This window comes from Streptomyces sp. NBC_01294 (assembly GCF_035917235.1).
Lineage (GTDB): Bacteria > Actinomycetota > Actinomycetes > Streptomycetales > Streptomycetaceae > Streptomyces > Streptomyces caledonius.
Genome location: NZ_CP108423.1, coordinates 861,743 through 883,094 on the forward strand (window position 1 = coordinate 861,743; position 21,352 = coordinate 883,094).

20 protein-coding genes and 1 pseudogene are annotated in these 21,352 nt (G+C 70.8%); 12 read left to right on the forward strand and 9 right to left on the reverse strand.

Annotated elements, in window-relative coordinates; translation table 11 throughout:
• Positions 1-81 precede the first annotated feature (81 nt).
• Together mmsA and mmsB are read left to right on the forward strand one after the other, a co-directional pair.
• Complete coding sequence (gene mmsA, locus OG534_RS04180; protein WP_326586707.1) at positions 82-1,629, forward strand: multiple monosaccharide ABC transporter ATP-binding protein; 1,548 nt, start codon at positions 82-84, stop codon at positions 1,627-1,629.
• 3 nt (positions 1,630-1,632) lie between these two features.
• Positions 1,633-2,868 carry a multiple monosaccharide ABC transporter permease gene (gene mmsB, locus OG534_RS04185; protein WP_326586708.1) on the forward strand — a complete coding sequence of 412 codons (1,236 nt, stop codon included), beginning with the start codon at positions 1,633-1,635 and terminating at the stop codon, positions 2,866-2,868.
• 55 nt (positions 2,869-2,923) lie between these two features.
• Here mmsB and OG534_RS04190 read toward each other — a convergent pair whose 3' ends face one another.
• Positions 2,924-3,271, reverse strand: a complete 348-nt coding sequence (locus tag OG534_RS04190; protein WP_326586709.1) for a hypothetical protein — start codon at positions 3,269-3,271, stop codon at positions 2,924-2,926.
• Positions 3,268-3,678 carry a hypothetical protein gene (locus OG534_RS04195; RefSeq protein ID WP_442807033.1) on the reverse strand — a complete coding sequence of 137 codons (411 nt, stop codon included), beginning with the start codon at positions 3,676-3,678 and terminating at the stop codon, positions 3,268-3,270. The genes OG534_RS04190 and OG534_RS04195 overlap by 4 nt, the downstream gene beginning before the upstream one ends.
• Positions 3,679-3,920: 242 nt before the next feature.
• Here OG534_RS04195 and OG534_RS04200 point away from each other — a divergent pair, with 242 nt between their 5' ends.
• From OG534_RS04200 to OG534_RS04210, 3 genes are all read left to right on the forward strand, one after another.
• Positions 3,921-4,820 carry an expansin EXLX1 family cellulose-binding protein gene (locus OG534_RS04200; RefSeq protein ID WP_326586710.1) on the forward strand — a complete coding sequence of 300 codons (900 nt, stop codon included), beginning with the start codon at positions 3,921-3,923 and terminating at the stop codon, positions 4,818-4,820.
• A 126-nt stretch (positions 4,821-4,946) separates the two neighbouring features.
• Positions 4,947-5,480, forward strand: a complete 534-nt coding sequence (locus OG534_RS04205; protein WP_326586711.1) for a SigE family RNA polymerase sigma factor — start codon at positions 4,947-4,949, stop codon at positions 5,478-5,480.
• Entirely contained in the window at positions 5,477-6,298 is an 822-nt protein-coding gene (locus tag OG534_RS04210; RefSeq protein ID WP_326586712.1) for a hypothetical protein, read from the forward strand. The genes OG534_RS04205 and OG534_RS04210 overlap by 4 nt, the downstream gene beginning before the upstream one ends.
• Positions 6,299-6,586: 288 nt before the next feature.
• On the opposite strand, the gene OG534_RS04215 is transcribed toward OG534_RS04210, so the two are convergent.
• The 3 genes and pseudogenes from OG534_RS04215 to OG534_RS38655 all read right to left on the reverse strand — a co-directional run.
• A complete protein-coding gene (locus OG534_RS04215; protein ID WP_326586713.1) occupies positions 6,587-7,039 on the reverse strand; it encodes a hypothetical protein in 453 nt (150 codons plus the stop codon).
• 1,188 nt (positions 7,040-8,227) lie between these two features.
• The gene (locus OG534_RS04220; RefSeq protein WP_442807210.1) at positions 8,228-8,980 is read right to left on the reverse strand and encodes a serine hydrolase domain-containing protein; all 753 of its coding nucleotides are present in this window, start codon (positions 8,978-8,980) and stop codon (positions 8,228-8,230) included.
• A pseudogene (locus OG534_RS38655) lies at positions 8,970-9,311 on the reverse strand (serine hydrolase); the annotation flags it as partial. The pseudogene OG534_RS38655 and the gene OG534_RS04220, both read right to left, overlap by 11 nt.
• Before the next feature lie 200 nt (positions 9,312-9,511).
• On the opposite strand from OG534_RS38655, the gene OG534_RS04225 reads away from it, so the two are divergent.
• The 5 genes from OG534_RS04225 (at position 9,512) to OG534_RS04245 (ending at position 16,699) form a co-directional block, all read left to right on the forward strand.
• Positions 9,512-10,108: a hypothetical protein gene (locus OG534_RS04225; RefSeq protein WP_326586714.1), complete on the forward strand. Its 597-nt coding sequence runs from the start codon at positions 9,512-9,514 to the stop codon at positions 10,106-10,108.
• Positions 10,109-10,155: 47 nt separating this feature from the next.
• Positions 10,156-12,990: a SpoIIE family protein phosphatase gene (locus OG534_RS04230; RefSeq protein WP_326586715.1), complete on the forward strand. Its 2,835-nt coding sequence runs from the start codon at positions 10,156-10,158 to the stop codon at positions 12,988-12,990.
• Between the two features lie 233 nt (positions 12,991-13,223).
• Entirely contained in the window at positions 13,224-14,261 is a 1,038-nt protein-coding gene (locus OG534_RS04235) for an ABC transporter substrate-binding protein (protein WP_442807034.1), read from the forward strand.
• Positions 14,262-14,416: 155 nt separating this feature from the next.
• Entirely contained in the window at positions 14,417-15,625 is a 1,209-nt protein-coding gene (locus OG534_RS04240; protein WP_326593459.1) for an amidohydrolase family protein, read from the forward strand.
• A 120-nt stretch (positions 15,626-15,745) separates the two neighbouring features.
• Positions 15,746-16,699, forward strand: a complete 954-nt coding sequence (locus OG534_RS04245) for an IS481 family transposase (RefSeq protein WP_326586481.1) — start codon at positions 15,746-15,748, stop codon at positions 16,697-16,699.
• A 129-nt stretch (positions 16,700-16,828) separates the two neighbouring features.
• Here the strand turns inward: OG534_RS04245 and OG534_RS04250 are convergent, their stop codons facing one another.
• Positions 16,829-17,104: an SH3 domain-containing protein gene (locus tag OG534_RS04250; RefSeq protein WP_326586716.1), complete on the reverse strand. Its 276-nt coding sequence runs from the start codon at positions 17,102-17,104 to the stop codon at positions 16,829-16,831.
• Between the two features lie 160 nt (positions 17,105-17,264).
• On the reverse strand, positions 17,265-18,236 hold the full coding sequence (locus OG534_RS04255; RefSeq protein ID WP_326586717.1) for a hypothetical protein: 972 nt from the start codon (positions 18,234-18,236) through the stop codon (positions 17,265-17,267).
• A gap of 307 nt (positions 18,237-18,543) precedes the next feature.
• Between OG534_RS04255 and OG534_RS04260 the strand changes: the two genes are divergently transcribed.
• Both OG534_RS04260 and OG534_RS04265 read left to right on the forward strand, forming a co-directional pair.
• Positions 18,544-19,245, forward strand: a complete 702-nt coding sequence (locus tag OG534_RS04260) for a GAP family protein (RefSeq protein ID WP_326586718.1) — start codon at positions 18,544-18,546, stop codon at positions 19,243-19,245.
• A gap of 181 nt (positions 19,246-19,426) precedes the next feature.
• Positions 19,427-19,864, forward strand: a complete 438-nt coding sequence (locus tag OG534_RS04265; RefSeq protein ID WP_326586719.1) for a DUF6325 family protein — start codon at positions 19,427-19,429, stop codon at positions 19,862-19,864.
• Positions 19,865-19,908: 44 nt separating this feature from the next.
• On the opposite strand, the gene OG534_RS04270 is transcribed toward OG534_RS04265, so the two are convergent.
• A complete protein-coding gene (locus OG534_RS04270; RefSeq protein ID WP_326586720.1) occupies positions 19,909-20,217 on the reverse strand; it encodes an SHOCT domain-containing protein in 309 nt (102 codons plus the stop codon).
• A gap of 152 nt (positions 20,218-20,369) precedes the next feature.
• Positions 20,370-21,290, reverse strand: coding sequence for a twin-arginine translocation signal domain-containing protein (locus OG534_RS04275; protein WP_326586721.1), 921 nt, complete (start codon positions 21,288-21,290; stop codon positions 20,370-20,372).
• Positions 21,291-21,352 lie beyond the last annotated feature (62 nt).

Below are 21,352 nucleotides of genomic sequence, written 5' to 3' on the forward strand. Positions count from 1 at the left end.
GTCCGGCGACGACGAAACGGCGGTGCGACGCCCACGGGACCGCCCGGCGCCGCACCGCCCCGACGATACGGATGCACAACCATGGCCCGACCCGTTCTCGAGATGCGGTCGATCAGCAAGACGTTTCCCGGTGTGAAGGCCCTCTCCGAGGTCAACCTCACCGTCACCGCGGGTGAGGTGCACGCCGTCTGCGGTGAGAACGGCGCCGGCAAGTCCACGCTGATGAAGGTACTCAGCGGGGTCCACCCCCACGGCGGCTACCAGGGCGAGATCTACTTCGAGGGCGAGCCCTGCCGGTTCCGGGACATCCGGGCCAGCGAGCAGCGCGGCATCGTGATCATCCACCAGGAACTCGCGCTGGTGCCCTACCTGTCCATTGCCGAGAACATCTTCCTCGGCAACGAGCACGCCACCCGGGGCGTCATCAGCTGGCACAAGACGCTGACCCACGCCGCCGCACTGATCCGGCAGGTCGGACTCGACGAGAGCCCGCACACCAGGATCGCCGATCTCGGCGTGGGCAAACAGCAGTTGGTCGAGATCGCCAAGGCGCTCGCCAAGAAGGTCAAGCTGCTCATCCTGGACGAGCCGACGGCCGCCCTGAACGACGAGGACAGCCGCAAGCTGCTCGACCTGATCCTCGAACTCAAGGCACAGGGCATCTCCTGCATCCTCATCTCGCACAAGCTGAACGAGATCGCCCGGGTCGCCGATGCCGTCACCATCCTGCGCGACGGGCGGACCATCGAGACCATCGCGATCGGTCCCGAGGGCATCTCCGAGGAGCGGATCATCCGCGGCATGGTCGGCCGCGACCTGGAACACCGCTACCCCGAGCGCGCCTCCGAGATCGGCGAGGTCGCCTTCGAGATCGAGGACTGGAGCGTCCAACACCCGATCGACCACCGGCGCAAGGTGGTCGACGGCGTCTCCCTCAACGTCCGTCGAGGCGAGATCGTCGGCATCGCCGGCCTCATGGGCGCAGGCCGCACCGAACTGGCCATGAGCGTCTTCGGCCGCTCGTACGGGCGGTGGACCGGCGGCCGGGTGCGGCTGGACGGCCGGGAGATCCGTACCCGGACGGTGCCGGAGGCAATCGGGCACGGCATCGCGTACGTGACCGAGGACCGCAAGCAGCTCGGCCTCAACCTGGGCGACGACATCAGCCGGAACATCTCTCTGAGCGCCCTGGGCAAGGTCGCCCGGCGGGGCTGGGTCGACCGGCACGAGGAGGCCCGGAGCGCCGAATCGTTCCGCCGGAGCATGAACATCAAGGCCCCCTCGGTGTTCGCGGAGACCGGCAAACTCAGCGGCGGCAACCAGCAGAAGGTCGTCCTCAGCAAGTGGATCTTCGCCGAGCCTGAGGTGCTGATCCTCGACGAGCCCACCCGGGGCATCGACATCGGCGCCAAGGCGGAGATCTACACCGTCATCGCCGAACTCGCCGCCCAGGGCAAGGCGGTGCTCGTCATCTCCTCCGAACTCCCCGAACTCCTGGGCCTGTGCGACCGGATCTACACCATGGCCGAAGGCCGGATCACCGGTGAGGTCAACCGCGCGGAAGCCACCCAGGAATCCCTCATGCGGCTCATGACCATGAGCGCGGCATACCCCGACAAGCAGGTGTGAGGCATGGCCCAGACCAAGACCACCCCAGACACCACGCCCCGCACACCGGAGCCCGGCCGACGACCGTCGGCCGGTGCCGTACTGGCCCGAGCGCTGCGCGGCAACCTGCGCCAGTACGGGATGCTGCTCGCGCTGGCGCTGATCGTGCTGCTGTTCCAGTTCTGGACGGGCGGCATCCTGCTCCAGCCGCTCAACATCACCAATCTGATCCAGCAGAACGGCTACATCCTCATCCTGGCCATCGGCATGATGATCGTGATCATCGCCGGGCACATCGACCTGTCGGTCGGGTCGCTCGCCGCCTTCGTCGGGGCGGCCGCAGCGGTGATGATGGTCAAACACCACGCGCCGTGGCCCGTGGCGCTGGTGGCCGCGCTGCTGATCGGCGCTCTCGCCGGAGCCTGGCAGGGGTTCTGGATCGCCTATCTCGGGATCCCCTCATTCATCGTCACGCTGGCCGGCATGCTGCTGTTCCGCGGGGGGACCCAAATCCTCCTGCAGGGCCAGTCGGTGGCGCCGTTCCCCAAGGGCTTCCAGAACATCAGCAGCGGCTTCCTCCCCGCGGTCGGCCCCCACACCAACTACCACAACCTCACCCTGCTGCTGGGCCTCGTGGTGCTGGCCGTCGCGATCCTGCAGGAGGTGCGCGGACGGCGGCGGGCCGCCTCGTACGGGCTGGAACCGCTCCCGACCGGTCTGTTCCTGGTGAAGCTCGGCGCGATCACCGCGGCCGTGGTGGCCTTCACACTGCTGCTGGCCAGCTACCACGGGGTGCCGATCGTCCTGCTGATCCTCGGCGTCCTGCTGGTCGGCTTCGGATACGTGATGCGCAACTCGATCCTCGGCCGGCACACCTACGCCATCGGCGGAAACGAGGCGGCGGCGAGGCTGTCCGGGGTGAAGAGCAAGCGGGTCGTCTTCCTGGCCTTCGTGAACATGGGCGTCCTCGCGGCCCTGGCCGGGATGGTGTTCGCCGCGCGGCTCAACGCCGGTACCCCACAAGCCGGCATCAACTTCGAGCTGGAGGCGATCGCCGCCGCCTTCATCGGCGGCGCCTCCGCGAGCGGCGGTGTGGGTACCGTCCTCGGTGCGCTGACCGGCGGGCTGGTGCTGGGCGTGCTGAACAACGGCATGTCGCTGGTCGGCGTGGGTACCGACTACCAGCAGGTGATCAAGGGCCTGGTACTGCTGGCGGCCGTCGGCTTCGACGTCTACAACAAGCGCAAGGCCGGAGCCTGACCCCTGCCCCTGCCCTTCCTCGATGCCGCCGCCCGCACGAGGAGGGGTGCCTCGCCTACCGGAGGCACGCCTCCCGCAGCTCCGCTCGCACGTCGACGATCCGCTCGAAGAAGAACTCGTGCTCGAGGAAGGAGACGTCGTACTCATGCCCCGGGTACGGCGGGATCAGCTGAGCGGCCTGGACCAGCCGCCGGCCCGCCCGGAGCGCCGCCACCCCCGACTCGTACGGCGGCTCGTCACTGTCGCCCGTGGTGGGCGAGGTGCGGCCCGTGCCGTCGTACAGCGACCAGCCCACGACAGGGGAGTCCAGCGCCGAGGTGGCCAAGTAGAGGACCAGCACCTGCTGCCGCAGCACCGGCGCGGCGCCTTGCGCCCGCTCGGGGAGGATAGCTCCGGTCGTCATGCCTGTGCCTCCGCCGGGCGGTTGGAGACCCCACCAGTCGGTCTTGGCCGCGCGGTTCTGGAGCGGCCGGTGTCGGACTCGTTGATCCGCCGGAGGTGGCTGCCCGGCACGGTGAGCGTTCCGCCCATCTCCAGCGTCACCGCCTGCGGAAAGTACATCAGCTGCACGTCGAAGGCGTCCGGCCGGACGTCGATGACGGCGTCCCCGCGCAGCGGCTGCGCTTCGCCGCCGTGGGGCTCGCGGGTGTGCACGAAGTGGTGGTCCACCCAGGGCTCCGGGCCCACGAGGCTGTGCAGGGCCCCTGCCACCTGCGGAAGTTCCAGCAGCCGACGGACGAAGGATCCCTGCGCATAGGCCTCGGACAGCGGCGTCCCGTACCGCACCGGCGGCACCCCCTCGGTGTTCATTTCCGCCAGCATCCGTGCCGCCCAGCCCGTTTCCCCGCACTCCCTCGCTCAGTGAGCGGACCGATTCGGGACACCGCTGCCCGGCCGCCCTGAAGGACCCGCCGCGCGCCTGCTTCCCACCGTCGGCAACCTTTTCGCGTCCTGCGGCGACAAGGCAGTGCACCTCGACTCGGATCTTCGAACGGACGGACATGCAGACTGCACGGCAGGCCGCGCGGCAGCGCAGGCATAGACACAGGCTGATGCTGGGGACGGCAGTGATACTGACCACCGCGGGCCTCCTCTTCTACCTGGTGACGGCCATGCTCCCCGGCCCCAAGGCCGGGGCAGGCGCTGGGGCCGACGTGGCCGCCCCCGCCGCCACCCCTGCGGGAGCCGCGCCTTCGGCCCCGACGAGCCCAGCGCCCCCGGCGGCCAGCTCACATGCCGCGGCACCCCCGAGCGCGACCGCCGCAGCGACCACTGCGGCGACGCCAACGCCTTCGGCGAAGGAAACCCCACCGGCGGCATCCACCCCGGCACCGTCGGCAGGACGCATCCGGCCGGGTACCACCTACAAGGGCGTCGCCACCGCCTACGCCGCCGCCGACGGCAACGGCGCCTGCCTGTTCGGCCCGAGCGACGACCTCATGATCGCGGCGATGAACACCACCGACTACGAGTCGTCCAGGGCCTGTGGCGCGTACGTGCGCGTCCGCGCCGCGAACGGCGCCTCGATCACGGTCCGGATCACCAACGAATGCCCGCTCCCCTGCGCGCCCGGACAACTGGACCTCAGCGAACAGGCCTTCGCGAAACTGGCCGAGCTCAAGGTCGGCCGCATCCCGATCACCTGGAGCCTGGTGAGCCCCCGCACGTCCGACACCCTCTCCCTCCGGTACAAGACAGGGTCCAGCGCCCACTGGTGCGGCATCCAGGTGATCGACCACCGGAATCCGGTCGCACGGCTGGAGGTACGCACCGGCAAGGGCTGGCGGCGACTGCCCCGTACCGACTACAACTACTTCCTCTCCTCAGACGGCGGTGGGTGCGGCGGCGCGATAAGGATCACCGACATCTACGGAGAGCAGTTGACGGTCGACGGGACAGCGCTGCTGCCGAACGTCGCACAACCGACCAGGGTCCAGTTCGCCGCGCACTGAAACCTCACCGCGGCGGGGTGGCGGAGCCGGGGCACGCCGCATCGGCGCGCCCCGGCCAACCGGGCACTGGTACGCTGCCGCCCGGATGTTAGCGCACACATTTCGCGGAGGGGACGACCAACGGACATGGTCCTCGATGACGCGTCCGCGGAGTTCCACGACTTCTTCGAACGCCACTATGCCGAACTCGCCCGGTTCGCCCATCTCCTGACGGGCGAGGCGGACGGCGCCGACGATCTGGCCGCGGACGCCCTGATCGCACTGTGGCAGCGCTGGGACCGGCTGCGCCGGGCCGAGTACCCACTCGCCTACGCCCGTGGCGTGGTCGCCAACCTGGCACGGTCACGGATCCGCAGCACGGTGCGCGAGCGCCGCCGGATCGCCCTGTTCTGGTCCCGCGGTGCGGAGCCGTTGCACGGTCCGGACGTGGCCGCCGTGGTGGACGTGCGGACCGCTCTCGCCCGATTGCCGTTCCGGAAGCGGTCGTGCGTGGTCCTGCGGCATGCCTTCGACCTGTCGGAGAGGGACACCGCTCTGGCGCTCGGAATATCGGTCGGTACGGTGAAGAGCCAGACCTCGAAGGGGATGGCCGAGCTGGAACGGATGCTGGGCAGCACAGGAGCAGCCGGGGAACTGTTGGCGGGGAGGAGGAGCCGTTGAACGAGGAACTCACCGGGCGGCTGCGCGCGGCCGCCGAGGCCCACCAGCCCGATCGTGCCCGGATCCTGACACGCGTGGAACGCGGCATGTCCGGTGCCCCCGTCCGCCACCGCGAGTCCTCGGGCGCGAGGCCCTGGCCCAGGATCGCGCTCGCTTCCCTGGCTGCGGCCGGCACTCTGGCGGTCGGCGGCTTCGCCGTCGCCGCCATCGTCCAGTCGCCGCCGGCCCGGCCGGACGTCTCGGCCACCCCCGCCGCGCCGTCGGCGCCGTCCGGGACGCCCCGGTCGACACCATCGGCGCCAGCGACACCGTCGGCGCCAGCCACCGGCCGCCCGACCACGCCGGACCGTTCGTCCCCGGCGGGCCCCAGCCCTTCTGCGTCAGGCGCCGCAGGCGGCTCGGCCCGGCCCGGCGGCGCGCACGTCCAGGACGGGCCTCTGTCGTCGGCCGGCTCCTTGGGCACGAACAGCAACAGCTTCTGGGCGCAGAGCAACATCACCCTCAAGTCCACCCAGCCGCTTACCGCGCTCACCGTGGAACTGCGCATCGCGCAGACCGGCGCAGTGCAGAGCACCGGCAGCTGGCGGACGCTGCCCCCCGAGGATTTCACCGTCACCGTGCAGAACGAGGGCGGAGCAGTGGTCTACCGCTGGATCCTCAAGCCGGGCCGCACGGTACCGGCCGGACAGCATGTCTTCGCCGGCCAGTACAACCACGCCGCCGGCGCACGCGAGGTCGAGCACGACGGCTACCTCGTCGACGCCAACGGTCCCCGCGGCGCCCTCTCGGTCTGGGGCGGCTTCACCCCGCCAGGATGAGGCCATGCCCGCAGTCCTGGGCGAAGCCACCCAGGACTGCGGCGTGTTCGTCCAGATGTCCGGCGCTCGCGCCCTGGGACGTCTTGCACACGCTCGGCCGGGCCATCGCCCTGTCTCGGCGAGAAGCCGGCCGCGGGCTTGCGGAGCACTGAGGTGCCTGAAGTACCGCCAGGCTCTGACGGTCCGCCGGTATCCGGATCACCTGATCTCGATCGTCCCTGCCGACACCGCTCTGCGGGCCGGCTGGGCCCTCACCAGCCGTGACTCCGGACCACGCTCCGGCTACCGCTACCGGCCGCGGTTCCTCGCCGAGGTCTGGAAGCCCGGAGAGCCGTCGACGACGACAACATCTACCCAGGAATCCAGCGGCCCGCCGTAGGCGACGAACCGCCGGTGTCTGAGCCAGGGTTCCACGTCCAGCCCGAGCATTATCCGTGGTTTCGGCGGGTCCTCGCCCGAACCGCCGCCTCCGGCCTGACGGCCTTCGCCGGAGATGGCAAGGCCACCGCGCAGTACCTGACCAAGAGGCAGGGACAGCGCCACTTCACGGGCGGCCGGATCCATGCCGCCACCGACAGCATCCAGGACGCATGCGTACAGCTCCACGGCATCGACTTCGTCGGCACCGATCAGGTCCTCCGTCTCAACAGGACCCGGGTCGAGGCGTTCTCCGGAGTCGCGAAGGGCCTCTTCCGCCATCTCGAGAACGGCCAGTTGGAGCGGTACCGCACCGAGGTCCACGCCCAGCGGAAGACATGGCCGCTGCTCGGATGGGACTCGAAGTGGGACGACCCCGTCTCCAGCTCACAGGGCCCGTCTGTCAGGCGTCCCGGCGCTCCCCGTACCCGGCCAGCTGCACACGTAGCCGCTCCGCCTGGGTCTCGGCCCGGCGCAGTCGGCGCTCCAAGACAGCGCGAGCCCGCGGCGGGTTTTCGGGCTTCGGCGCCTCATTGCGGGGAACGAGCCAGCCCACGCGCTGATACGCGACGATCGCGCGAGCGTGGGGACACGTATGGCAAGACCGTTCCGGCCTCGGACGCGGCCAGCCTGCCGCCAGCATCCGGCGGATGTGATCACGTTGGTGTTCGGATTGAAGCATCGGGTCTGAATCCCAGATCTGCTCGAATTCCTCGATCATCTGTTTCACCCTTGTGTCCTCGGCCAAGCCCGGCCCATCATCGGGTTTCCAGTCGAGGGCTGGCGCTACGACCTCTTCGACGTGTCCGCAGGCCAGCGTCGATGTCGCGGTAGGGGGCATCAGCGGAATCATCGTGCCGGCAGTACACCTGTCCCGACGGCAATGCTTCACCATCCCCGAGAGCACGCCACTGCCTCTCGCTCGGCGGGGTGCAGTCGTCCGGTGTCAAGAGCTCCTTGACGCAAGCGCAATCCAGCTGAACCCGCCAGCGGTAGTACCGGTCCGGGTCCGGTGCGAAGAACGGCCACAGCACCGGAGGAATCCCCCTGCGGCGATCGGAGTTGAACTTCTCGTACCCGCGCAGGATGTCCGTGCGCCGCTTCGCCCGGCTGGGAAGCCGGCGGGCTACAGCGGGTGGGTGCGCACCTACGGCGGGGTCGGCCATGTTCGAGTCACGGCGCGCCGACAAGCCCCCTGCGCCAGCAGCATGCGCGACCGCCGGCTGGTGTGCCTCCGTGAACAACCCACGGGGCTGATGCTGACCGATTGCTGACCAAAGCCCCGACTCCACGCCGCTGACCTGCGGAAACGTCCAGATGCCAGATGTCGGACTTGAACATGGTCCGAAGCATGAATTAACTCCCGGTTCGTCTGCTCCCTGCCTGCTTCCCGCAGGTCAAGGGCGTTCCCCGGAGCCTGCAACGATCCGCCTGTCCGGTCAGCTGCCCCGGGGCCCATGAGGACTCACGCTGACCGATGGCCGACTCGTCCGACGCATCCGGACCGACCCGTCATTCGACCCATATGTCCAGCAGCTGATCGGCCGCACGGAAATGGTCGGGTGAATCCACGTTGCACGCGACGGTCACGGCGGTGGTCCGGTCCGGGCTCACCTTGAAGGTGCTGTGAAATCCCTCCCAGTCGCCGCGATGCACCAGGCTCTCGTCGGGGAGAAGGAGGATTCCGGCCCCGTACCGCCCTGCTTCGATACCGCGCGGGCGCAGGACGTCGCCCACACTCACCGCTCCCTCGGTTACTCCGGTGAGCAATTCCGTTCCGCCGATGCGACCGGTGCGGTAATTGTCGGCCCAGCGGACGAATTCCCCAGGGGTGGTTTGGACGGACCCGTCTCCGTACTGTTTCCAGGGGGAGGAATTGGGAGTGAAGGAGCCGTCCTTCTCGTCGTACGACTTCGCCTTGCCGGGAACGTCCACCGCCGGGGACAACGTCATGCGCAGGTGCAGCGGGGTGAAGAATTCCTGTTGGAGGAAGGCCGGGAACGGCTTGCCCGTGACCCTCTCGACGACATGTGCCAGGAGGAGGTAGTTGGAGGTGGAGTAGGAGAAACGCCTACCTGGCGGATCTTCCGGCTGTGAGGCGAGGATGGCCGCGATCGCTTCCTTCTGGCCGGCCGGATCCGTCAGCTCGATGCCCTTGGCCTCCAGCAGGTCCTGGTAGTCGGCAATGCCGCTGGTGTGACGCATCAGGTCGCCCAGCGTCGCGCGTCCAGGCGGGCGGATGGTCGAGGAAGTCGGACAGGGGATCGTCCAGAGCGAGTTGGTGCCGCCCGGCCAGCAAGAGGACGGCGTCCGCGGTGAATTGCTTGGAGTTGGATGCCATGTCGAAGACCGTCTTCGGGGTGATGGCGCGGCCGACCGCCAGATCGGCCTTCCCCCTCCCCGCCTCCCAGACGACGCTTACCCGTTTGCCGACGGCTGCCGCACAGCCCGGGCCATCAGGAGAAGGCACCAACTCCTGGAGAACATCCGCGCTGCGCTTCTCGCGGTCGTCGCCGGTCGCGTGTGCCTGCGGGTGTGCGACACCGGCCAGTACGACCGCGACCAGGGCGCCCCCGGTGGTGCACCACGCCACCATCCGCTTCACGGACACCGTCTTCTCCCGTTCCTCTGCCGATCGACGGTTGCCCACCGGGGCGTTGTGGGCGGAACGCGCGCAATCGACGTTACCGGGTGGTCCGAACCCGTGCACACGGACGGCGGCAACACACACCGCGCCCCTCTCGGGAGGAACTGCGCGCGCTGACGGCGAGCGGACGGTCTGCAGCCGCGGTGGAGATGGCCCGCGAGGCTCTCCGGGTTCTGGGGCGCACGTACGGGGAGATCGACGACTCGGTCGGCCTGATGGCGGGCGTGGCCTCCGGACTGGCCGAAGCCCATCTGGAAGCCTGCCGCACCGCCCGGCCCGACCCGGCCCGGTGGAGACTTGCACGACCGGCCCTTCCCCGGCCGGGCGGCGGCCCGCAGAACCTCCAAGGGCAGTGGCGGGCCCTGGCCGGCTTGATCCGCGACCGGCAGCCGGCCGACGCCCTGACCGTCTACCTGCGCTCGATCGAGCCGCCGCTGCGCGGGCAGACCGGCGACCGTACGTACGAACGCCTCGCGGACCTGCTGCTCAGCGCCCGTGCCTGCCATCGCGCCCTCGGTACCGAGGACGACTTCGCCACGTACGTGGCCGCCCTGCGCGCCGGCCAGAGACGCAAGCGAAGGCTCATGGCCTTCTCGACCGGCACGGACTCTGAACGCCGCCGCGGGATACACGGGATACATCTGCTCCCTGCCCACTTCGTACAGGTCAGGGCGGTCTCCGCGGACCATGACGGTGCACTTTCGGTCAGCAGTCCAGGGGCTTGCAGGACTCATGCCGACCGGTGACCGGCGCTCCCCGCTGCCAACGGGCCGGAGAGGTTAGAAAATGGAGTATGAGCGACCTCCTTGGAGTCGTCCGGCGTCGGCTGCTCGGCTCGACCACGAGCTCTTCCGCTTCCCCCCGACGCCCCCGCTCAGGACACCACCAGGAGCATCAGGAGCAGGCCCAGCGCCCCGGGGAAGGAGCGCGGCGGCCGCAGCGTCTGTCCTCCCTGCTGAGCGTGCGCAGCGTGGCCGGCGAGGTGTTCCTCCTGCAGCTGGCCGTCGTGGTGCTTCTCGTCACCGCCGCGGTGGTGGCGCTCGTGGTGCAGGGGCGGAGCGCCGCCATGATGGACGCCGGGCACCGTACGCTCGCCGCCGCCGGGACGTTCGCGGAATCGCCGGGGATCGTCGAGGCCCTGCGCAGCCCCGATCCGAGCGCGGTGCTGCAGCCGAGCGCGGAGGCGGCCCGGAAGATCGCCGGGGTCGACGGCATCAACGTGTACACACTCGACGGGGTCACGCTCACCCACAGCGACCCGCGCCAGATCGGCAAGCACGTCGTCGGCCCCTTCTCCAAGGCGGCGGCCGGCAAGTCGTTCACCGAGACGTTCGAAGGGTCCCTGGGCCAGTCCGTGGTCTCGGTGGTCCCCGTCAAGGACCCCGACGGGCGCGTCATCGCCATCGTCTCCTCCCCCGTCACGGTCCAGAACGTCCAGGGCATGGTGAACCGGCAGCTGCCGGTCGTCCTCGGCAGCGCGGCCGGGGTGCTCGCCCTGTCCGCGGGCGGAACCGCCCTGGTGAGCCGCCGGCTGCTGCGCCGGACCCATGGCCTGGGGCCGACCGAGATGACGAGGATGTACGAGCACCACGACGCGGTGCTGCACGCGGTGCGGGAGGGCGTGCTGATCGTCGGCGGCGGCGGGCGGCTGCTGCTGGCCAATGACGAGGCGCGGCGGCTGCTGGACCTGCCCGAGGACGCGGAGGGGCTCCCCGTCGCGGACCTGGGTCTGGAGGAGGGGATCGCCGACTCCATCGCATCGGGCCGTTCCGCGACCGACGAGCTGCACATGGCGGCCGATCGGCTGCTGGCGGTGAACATCCGGCCCACCGCCCCCTACGGGCAGGCCGGGACCGTCGTCACGCTGCGGGACACCACCGAGCTGCGGGCGCTATCCGGCAGGGCCGAGATGGCCCGCGAGCGCCTGATGCTGCTCTACGACGCGGGGGTGCAGGTCGGAACCACGCTGAACGTGGAGCGCACCGCGGAGGAACTGGCGGAGGTGGCGGTCCCGCGGTTCGCGGACGTGGTCACGGTCGACCTGCTGGACCCGGTGCTGCGCGGCGAGGAGCCGCCCGAAGCGAACACCGAGATGCGCCGCACCGCCGTCGCCGGCCTTGCGGGCGACCACCCGCTCTCCCCCGTCGGCGAGCTGATCCGGTTCGCTCCGACCGGTCCCATGGCCGTCGGGCTGGCCGGCGGCCATGCGGTCCTTGAGGCGGACCTGCGTGCCAGCCACCGCTGGCGGGCCCAGGACCAGGCCAACGCCCGGCAGATCCTGGAGCGCGGCATCCACTCCCTGATCGTCGTGCCGCTGCGGGCCCGGGGCGTGGTGCTGGGGATGGCCGGCTACTGGCGGGGGCAGGACTCCCTGCCGTTCGACGAGGAGGACGTGTCCTTCGCCGAGGAGCTGACCGCCCGGGCGGCCCTGTCCGTCGACAATGCCCGCCGCTACACCCGCGAGCACAACATGGCCGTCACCCTGCAGCGCAGTCTGCTGCCCCGGGGCGTACCGGAGCAGTCCGCCGTAGAGGTCGCGCACCGCTATCTGGCCGCCCAGGCCGGGGTGGGCGGTGACTGGTTCGACGCCATCCCGCTGCCGGGCGCCCGGGTGGCCCTGGTGGTCGGGGACGTCGTCGGCCACGGTCTGCACGCCGCCGCCACCATGGGCCGCCTGCGCACCGCCGTGTACAACTTCTCCACCCTCGACCTGCCCCCGGACGAGCTCCTGAGCCACCTGGACGAGCTGGTCGCCCACATCGACACCGACGAGCAGGAGTGGCAGGGGATCACCGGAGCCACCTGCCTGTGCGCCATCTACGATCCCGTCTCGGGGCAGGTGACGGCCGCGACCGCCGGGCATCCGGGCCCCGCGCTGGTCCACCCCGACGGAACCGTGTCCTTCCCCGAGGTGCCGGTCTCCCCGCCGCTGGGCCTGGGCGCGGGCATGCCCATGGAGACCATGACGCTCACGCTGCCCGAGGGCTCCCTGCTGGCGCTCTTCACCGACGGGCTGATCGAGAGCCGCGACCGCGATCCGGACGCGGGCCTGGCGGCTCTGAGCGCCGCCCTGGCCGGGCCGGCCCGCACCCCGGACGAGACCTGCACCGCGGTGATCGACGCGATGCTGCCCACCAGGCCCAGCGACGACGTCGCGCTGCTGGTGGCCCGCACCCGCCGCCTGGACCCCTCGCGGATCGCCGAGTGGGACGTGGCCCCCGACCCCGCGGCGGTGTCCCCGGTACGCAACGCCTGCGCCCGCCGGCTCGCGGAGTGGGGCCTGGAGGACATCGCCTTCACCACGGAACTCATCCTCAGCGAGCTGATCACCAACGCCATCCGCTACGGCACCGAGCCCATCCGGGTGAGGCTGCTGTACGACCGCAGCCTGGTGTGCGAGGTCTCCGACGGGTCCAGCACCTCCCCGCACCTGCGCCGGGCCGCCGCCACCGACGAGGGCGGGCGCGGCCTGTTCCTCGTCGCGCAGTTCGCCGAGCGCTGGGGCACCCGCTACACCGCCCGCGGCAAGATCATCTGGAGCGAGCAGGCCCTCCACGACGGGGCCGCACCACCCGCGATGGGTCTCGGGGAGGCGCTCCTGGCCGGGTGGGACGACGAGGGGTTCTGAGGACGCCCCGCCGCGGCAGCCGCAGGGAAGACGGCGGACACCACCGTCTGGGGCTGCGCGGCCGAGGCAGCCGAACGTACGCTGGCCTTGATCAGTACGCGATCGCCCGTTATGGAGCCTTTGTGCCCGCACCTCGTCTCCGGACAGCCTCTGCCGCCGCCTTCCTGGCCCTCGCGGCGGCGCCCCTCGGCGCCTGCGGAGACAAACCCCCTGCCACGCCCAGAGCACCCGCGGTGGCCACCTCCGCCGCGGACACCGGCGGCATGGCGGCACTGACCGCGGCGGCGAAGAAGGAGGGCGCGCTCAACACGATCGCGCTCCCGAGCGACTGGGCCAACTACGGCGCACTGATCGACGGCTTCGAGAAGAAGTACGGGATCAAGGTCACGGTGGAGAACCCGGAGGGCACCAGCCAGGACGAGGTCAACGCCCTGAAGGAGCACAGGACCGACGGCACCGCCCCCGACGTGATCGACGTGGGCGGCTCCTTCGCGCAGTCCGCGGCCCGGGAGGGCCTGCTCGCTCCGTACAAGGTCGCCGCGTTCGACCAGATCCCCGAGGAACAGAAGGACCCGAAGGCCCGCTGGTACAACAACTACGGCGGCTACATCTCGATCGGCTGCGACGCCAAGCGCGTCAAGACCTGCCCCTCGACCTTCTCGGACCTGCGCAGGCCCGAGTACAAGGGCAAGGTCGCGCTCAACGGCGACCCCACCAAATCCGGCTCCGCCTTCGCCGGGGTCTACGCGGCGGCCCTCGCGAACGGGGGTTCCTTCGACAACATCCAGCCCGGCCTCGACTTCTTCGCCGAGCTCAGCCGAAACGGCAACTTCGTCCCGGTCGCATCCTCGCCGGCCACGATCGCGACGGGCGAGACCCCGATCAGCATCGACTGGGACTTCCTCAACCTCGGATACGCCGACGATTTCCGCAAGAGGGGCGCGGACGTCGACTGGCGGACCGCCATCCCCTTCGACGGCAGCTTCGCCGAGTACTACGCGAACGGGGTGAACAAGGACGCCCCGCACCCCGCGGCGGCGCGTCTGTGGCAGGAGTACGTCTTCAGCCCGGAGGGCCAGAACATCCGGCTCGGCGCCTTCGCACGCCCCGTCCTCATGGACGCCATGGAGGAGGACGGCACCCTCGACAAGGCCGCCGCCGAGAAACTGCCGACGGTCGAGGGCACGCCAGCGTTTCCGACGGAGGAACAGACGGAGAAGGCGAGGGAGACCGTCAACCGCGGCTGGGCCGAGGCCGTCTCGGGCGGATGACCGGGCGGGGCGGGCGGGGCGGGCCGTCGCGCTCCTAGCGCCCCGCGTAACTCGGTCCGGCGGGATTGACCGATTTCCTTCTGGTTGCCGGCAGGCGGGCCTTGTTGGATCGGTGTACACCACCACGACAACGCACCGTGCCTGAGGGGCCCATGATGCAGGCAGTGATAACGGCGGGGCGGATGGTGACCGGCCCTGGTGGGCAGGAGACCGCCGACGGCGCCGTGTTCGTCGAGAAGGGCGTGATCACGGCGGCCGGCCCGCGCGCCGAGGTCGAAGCCCAGGCCGGTCCGGCCGTTCCCCGGCTCGCCTTTCCGCGGGGCACGCTGCTGCCGGGACTCATCGACACCCACGTGCACCTGGCGCTCGACGCGGGTCCCGATCCGGTGGAAACCCTGCGGGCCGCCACCGACACCGAGCTGTACCGCGGGATGGCCGAGCGGGCCGGGCGGCTTCTCGCCACGGGGGTGACCACCGTGCGCGACCTCGGCGACCGGGGCGGGCTCGCGGTTCGTCTGCGCGACGAGATCGCGGGCGGGCGGCTCCCGGGGCCGCGCGTCCTGGCCGCCGGGACACCGCTGACCGGGCCCGGTGGGCACTGCTGGTTCCTCGGTGGCGAGGTCGAGGGCGCGGACGCGATCCGGGCCGCGGTCCGCCGTAACGCGGAGGGCGGGGTGGACCTCATCAAGGTGATGGCCACCGGCGGGGGCATCACCAAGGGCGGCCCGCCCGTCTGGCAGGCGCAGTTCACGACGCAGGAGCTGCGGCTCGTCGTGGAGGAGGCGCGGCGGTTCGGCCTGCCCGTCGCCGCGCACGCCCACGGCACCGAGGGCATCGCGGCCGCCGTGGCGGCCGGCGTGGACACCATCGAGCACTGCACCTGGATGGGGCGCGACGGATTCGACGTACGGGAGGACCTGGTGACCGCGATCGCCGCTCAGGGCATCGCGGTCGGCCCGGCGGCCAGCCCCGACTGGCGGGGCTTCGCGGAGCGCTTCGGCCGGGAACGGGCCGAGGAGATGTTCGACCGGATCCGGTGGATGGCGCAGCGCGGCGTACGGCTCCTGCCCGGGACCGACGCGGGGGTCTCGCGCGCCGTCTTCGACGGCTTCGTCTCCAGCCTGGAGTTCTTCGCACACCTCGGGATGCCACCGGCCGAGATCGTCGACCTGGCCACGACGGGCGCGGCGCGGGCCCTGGGCATCTCCCACGACACCGGCCGGCTGGCGGCGGGCCACCGCGCCGACGTCCTCGTCGTGGACGGCAACCCGCTGGCCGACCTGCGGGCGCTGCGCTCGGTACGCCTGGTCCTGGCCGCGGGCCGCCCGCTCGACGCGGCGCTGCGCCGGCACGGCACGCCCTAGCTGTAATGCCCCGGGAGGTTGTGGACGGGTGATGCAGGTCTCGGCTGGGGGATCTTGAACGGGTGAGGGCCTTCCGGGTTTGGTGTGGATTGCGACGTCTACACCGACCGGAAGGCCCTCATGCCCCACCGTAATGCACCCCTGACCGAGACCGGACGGCTGCGGCTTGCCCGCTGCGTGGTCGAGGACGGCTGGACCCACCGCCGGGCAGCCGAACGCTTCCAGGTCTCCCCGACGACCGCCCAGCGGTGGGCCGACCGCTACCGAACGCTCGGCGACGCGGGCATGCACGACCGGTCTTCCCGCCCGCACAACAGCCCGCGCCGGACCCCGACCCGCACCGAACGCCGGATCATCAAGGTCCGCGTCCTGCGCAGGTGGGGACCCGCCCGCATCGCCCACCTGCTCGGCCTGGTGCCCTCAACCGTGCACCGGGTGCTGACCCGGTTCGGCCTGGCCCGCCTGTCCCATCTGGACCGGGCCACCGGCCGCGTCATACGACGCTACGAACGACCCAAGCCCGGCGAACTCGTCCACGTCGACATCAAGAAGCTCGGCAACATCCCTGACGGCGGCGGCCACAGGGCTCTCGGCCGACAGGCAGGCCGCAAGACCAGGTCCGGCACGGGCTACAGCTACATCCACACCGCCGTCGACGACCACTCCCGCCTCGCCTACAGCGAGATCCTGGCCGACGAGAAGAAGGAGACCGCCGCCGGCTTCTGGACCCGGGCCCAGGCGTTCTTCACCGGCTGCGGGATCACCGTCGAACGCGTCCTGACCGACAACGGCGCCTGCTACAAGTCCCACGCCTGGCGCGACACCCTGGCGGCGGCCGGGATCACCCACAAGCGAACCCGGCCCTACCGGCCCCAGACCAACGGCAAAGTCGAACGCCTCAACCGCACCCTGCTGGAGGAATGGGCCTATGCCCGCCCCTACCGGTCAGAGCAGGAACGACGCGACGCTTTCCCCGGCTGGCTGCACACCTACAATCACCACCGCGGACACACCGCGCTCGCAGGCAAACCACCCGCCAGCCGCGTCCCCAACCTCACAGGGCAATACACCTAGCGGTCACCGCCTCGCTCGCCGAGCACGGCCATGGTCCTGGGCTCCGGGTACGGGTACGGGGACGGGGACAGCCGTGGGGCTGCCCCCGGGACGGGCTTCGGGTGGCCCTGCAGGGGCCCCGGTCCGCCGTCAGCCCTGCGGAGCGTCCGGTTCGACGTCCTTGGACAGCGGTACCTCTCCGGTGTTGTCGACGTGCCGGGCGGCGACCCACACTCCCTCGTCGCGCAGCAGGTACCAGATGCTGTTGCCGTCGATGGTCTGGGCGTGCACCTTGCTGTGCAGAGCGACCTCGGTGCCGTGGCTCAGGTTGCCGACGACGGACGAGTCCGTGCTCGGATACTGCCGTAGGTTGACGCCGACGTTGCTGACGACGGTGCCGAACGGCTTGGGTGGACTGGGCATCATGGCCTCCAGGGGCACGCCGGAGTGGTGGGACGCCGTCCGGTATTCGGACGGGCTGCTCGCACGGTAAGGCCGATTCCCGCCGGGGTGCCGGAGGCGTGCGGGGGCACCCCACGACCGGCGCCAGGGCGTCATTCCGATGGTTCCGTCGGCCGGGTTCCGTTCAGGGGCAGCTGGACGCAGGGGTGTCGTGGGTGAGCGCGCAGACCATCTGCTCACCGCGCCTGTTGTCCGGGTAGGTTTCGATGAGCTCCGCCGTGAAGTCCTTCCACTGGCGGGCGATGTCCTGGGCGGCGAGCTCGGACGCCCGCTGGAAGTTGCCGTTCCTCGAACGCTCGGAGGCCTCGGTGTCCTTGTTGAGGGTGCCGTTGTGCTTGACGCGTCCGGCGCAGTCGACGGGCTTGAATCCGGTCGAATCGAAGTCGGGGTAGCAGCCGGTGGCCAGGTCCTCGGGGATCAGTTCGGCGGCTTCCCGGGTCCAGTCGGCGTCGTCCATCGAGCTGTAGCGACGGATGTCGAGGAACGGCGCGACGGTGGTGCGGTCGAGGCCGGGCGGATTGGTGGTGCCGAGGGGGGCGGCGGCGTCGGCCTTGTCGGACCAGTTGCTGTGGGAGTAGAAGTCCTCGATCGCGTGCCAGCCCCGGCCGAGCTGTTCCAGGACGTCGCACTTGGCGCGGTCCGGCCTCTCGTTCCACGCGCAGGGGGAGTCCAGGTTGCTCTGGGCCTCGATGATCCTGCCGTCGGCGTCGACCAACCCGTCGGCGTCGCGGACGGCGGCCCGCAGGCGGGCGACGGAGCCGCGGATGCAGGCGAGCAGTTCGGTGGTCGCCTCGTCACGGGTCCGCGGGTACGCGGGTGCGTACCGCGCGGCGAGGTGGTCGGCGTTGTCACAGTGCAGGACGCCGAGGTCGAAGTACTCGCCCTGGTCGTTGGCCACGATCGCCCCCTGGCGGGCATCGGCCATCGCCGACAACGACCTGGGCTGCCAGCTCAGCGCTGCGCGCGTGATCTTCTCGTGGTTGCCGCCGGTGAACGCCCCGGCAGGACCCGGCGCCAGCACGATCAGACATGCCCCGCAGACAAGGGCCGCAGCGGGCGTCGGTCGGCACAGGTGGGACGAGGAGGTGTGCGACACGAGACCTCCGCAGGGCGTCAGGACCGGACACGGGTCGGGGGCGGGAGACACGGAGGGGCGCTGTACGAGTCCCTCCCCCACCATCACACCCCCACCATCACAGCCCTGAATATCCCGCGCGAGCCGGACCACGGAGTCGCCGCCGGGCACGGCGACGGGCGGAGAGCGCGTGCACCGCATCTTTTGCACTCCCGAGCGAGGCCGGGCCACGATGGACAGATGAGCCTCACGTCGGTGAGAGCGACTCCGCGGACGGCCCTGCCCTTCTTGCCGGCCGGGGCGAAGCACGGGCACGGGGTGCGCGGCCATGGTGCTTGACCTGCTCGTCATCGGCTTGATCATCACGCTCTTCCCGCTGCCGATCATGGCCTTCGTGCTGGTCGTGTCCGCACCGCGTGGCACCCGGAAGGGGCTGGCCTTCATCCTTGCCTGGCTGGCCTGCCTCGTCACGGTGATCGCGATCGTCCTGTTCCTCACCGGCGGGCAGCCGCCCCCGCCCCGCTCTCCGCCCTCCGTCGCGGCCCTTGCCGCCACGCTGGTCATCGGTCTGGGCCTGATCTTCTACAGCGAACACAGGCGCCGCCGGCGACGACGTACCGCCTCGTCCCCGGACTCCGCCGCGAACGAGCGGTCTGCGGACTCCGGGGACTCAGCGGACTCCGGGGAGTCGCTGAACTCGCGGATGGACGACGCCACCGGATGGTCGGCGGCCGCGCTCGCCGTGCTCCTGCAGCCCTGGGGGATGGTCGGCGCCGCTGCCGCCACCGTCGTGCAGGCCAACCTCTCCCACGGCGCGTCCTTCGTGGCCCTCATGGCCTTCTGTCTCCTGGCCACCTCCACCCTGCTGGCCATGGAGCTGTACGCGGTGTTCTCACCCGAGAAGGCCCAGCGCGCCCTGCGGAACATGCGCGCATGGCTCGAACGCCACAAGGAACCGGCGATCGTGGTCACCTGCCTTGTCCTGGGACTGTGGCTCGTCGGCAGGAGCCTCTACCAGCTCACGGGGTGAACACCGCGCGCCCGGCGACGCGCCAGGATCCTGTGGAGGTGCGGGCCCTCAAGGCGGATGCTGCAATGACTACGGACCTGGGCCGTGCCGAGGTCGTCCCGCCGAGGGGCGGCACGAGGCCGCGCAGGACAGCGGTCGGGAGCAACGGCCAGGCCACCGAATCCGCGCGCGAGGAGTGCTCATGAGCGGCGACATCGAAGACATGGGGCCCGTCGACTACCTGGTCGTCGAGTTTCCGGGCAACCGGATGACGGGCGAGGCGTTCCCCCTGCTGGTCGACCTGGTCGACCAGGGCATCGTCCGCATCCTCGACATGCGCTTCGTGCAGAAGGACGCCGACGGGAACGTCGCCGGCCTGGAAGTCACGCAACTGGAGGACGGGAGCGGGCTCGGGCTGTCCGTCTTCGAAGGAGCCTCGTCCGGCCTGCTCGGCCAGGACGACCTCGAAGAGGCCGGCCACGCCCTGGAGCCCGGCAACTCGGCCGCGATCCTCGTGTACGAGAACCTGTGGGCCGCCCCCTTCGCCCGGGCCCTGCGGCGCAGTGGTGCGCAGATGGTGGCCAGCGGCCGGATTCCCGTACAGGCCCTCCTGGCCTCCCTCGACGCCGAGGAGACCTAGGAGACCTAGGAGGGCCCAGGAGACCTAGGAGGGCCCGGTACCGGTCAGGAGCCGAGGATTCTGCTCTTCTGTTCCGCGAACTCGGCCTCGGTCAGGATTCCCTGCTCCTTCAACGTTCCGAGTTCCTTGAGCTGATCGATCCGCGTGCTCATGTCGTCGCCCGGCGCCGGGGGCGGTGCGGGAGCCGGGGCGGGCGCGGCTTGTGCGGGCGCGGCCGGGGCGTTCTGCTCGTAGGCGTGAGTGTCCTGCTCGGCCCACCGGCCCGCCTGGCGCCGCGAGACCCGGTGGGAGACCGCAGTGGCCGTACCGGCCACCACCGCGGTGCGCGCTATTCCTCGAAGAAGACCTGGCACGTCGCTTCTCCTCGCTGACGGGGCCCGGGCCGGGCATCGGACGGTGTGCGGCTGCCGGCCCCTGGCCCTCCTTCCAGCATCGCACCGGGGCCGGTCGCCGTGCGCGTGCGCCCGGCAGCGGGTTCACGCGCAGGCGCGCAGGTCACGAGCGGTCAGGGCACGGTGACGATGAGCACCTGACCGTGGGCGGACAGGTGTTGTGCGTCCTTCATGCTCGTGACCCAGCTGGTGAGGGCGTACCGGCCCGGGGCGAGGGGCATCCGGATGACGGCGCTCCGGCCCGGGGAGAGCGGTGGGGTGCCCAGCTGCGCGGCGAGGTCGAAGGGTTCGGGCGTGTTCCGGGGGGACCGGAAGTACCTCTGGATGTCGGCCTCGGTGACGGAGTCGTTCGTGAGCGGGTACACCGCGAGCTCGTCGACCTGTCCGCGCATCGCGTTGACACAGCGCACGGGCCGGTCCCGGCGGATGCGGCCCTCCAGGACGAAGCGCGGGCCCCGCGCGGTGTCGACGGCGGTGACGGTGGCCGTGGCCGCCGCCGCGGCCAACGGGCTCGGGCGCCGGGCGCCGGTGTCGTCTCCCCCGTGGACGAGGAGCGGGCGGACGTATTCCTGGCCGGGGAGCGGGTCGCGTCCGATGTACGGCCCCTCGAAGTCCTTGTACTCCAGGACGAGGTACCGGCCGGGCCGGAGCGCCGCGGTGAAGGACGACCGCGATCCGTGCACCGCCATCGCGCCGCCCAACAGCTCGGCGCCGGCCATCAGTTCCCCGGACGCCCGGATCACGTCCTCCGGATCCTCCTTCTCGAAGACGTCGCGCAGATGCCTGCGGAAGGCGGCCTCGCCGACGCCGGGGCGGAGTCGGGCGATGCCGACGATGCCGGTACGGGTACTGGTCGTCCGCACCCGGAAGGTCACCGCGCCGGCGGCCGCGGTCGCCGGCGCGCTGAACCCGTCCTCACCGGTCACGATGTCGAGCGGCTCCGGCCGCCGCTGAGGCGGTCCGGCGCCGATGAGCGCGACAACTCCCGTCGCAGCACCGGCGGTCAGAAGACCGCGCCTGGTCCACTTGCTCATGATCTGCTCCTCTGCTTGCCGTGACAACGGATGGTCGTGCGTCTCACAGGGGCTGGATTGGA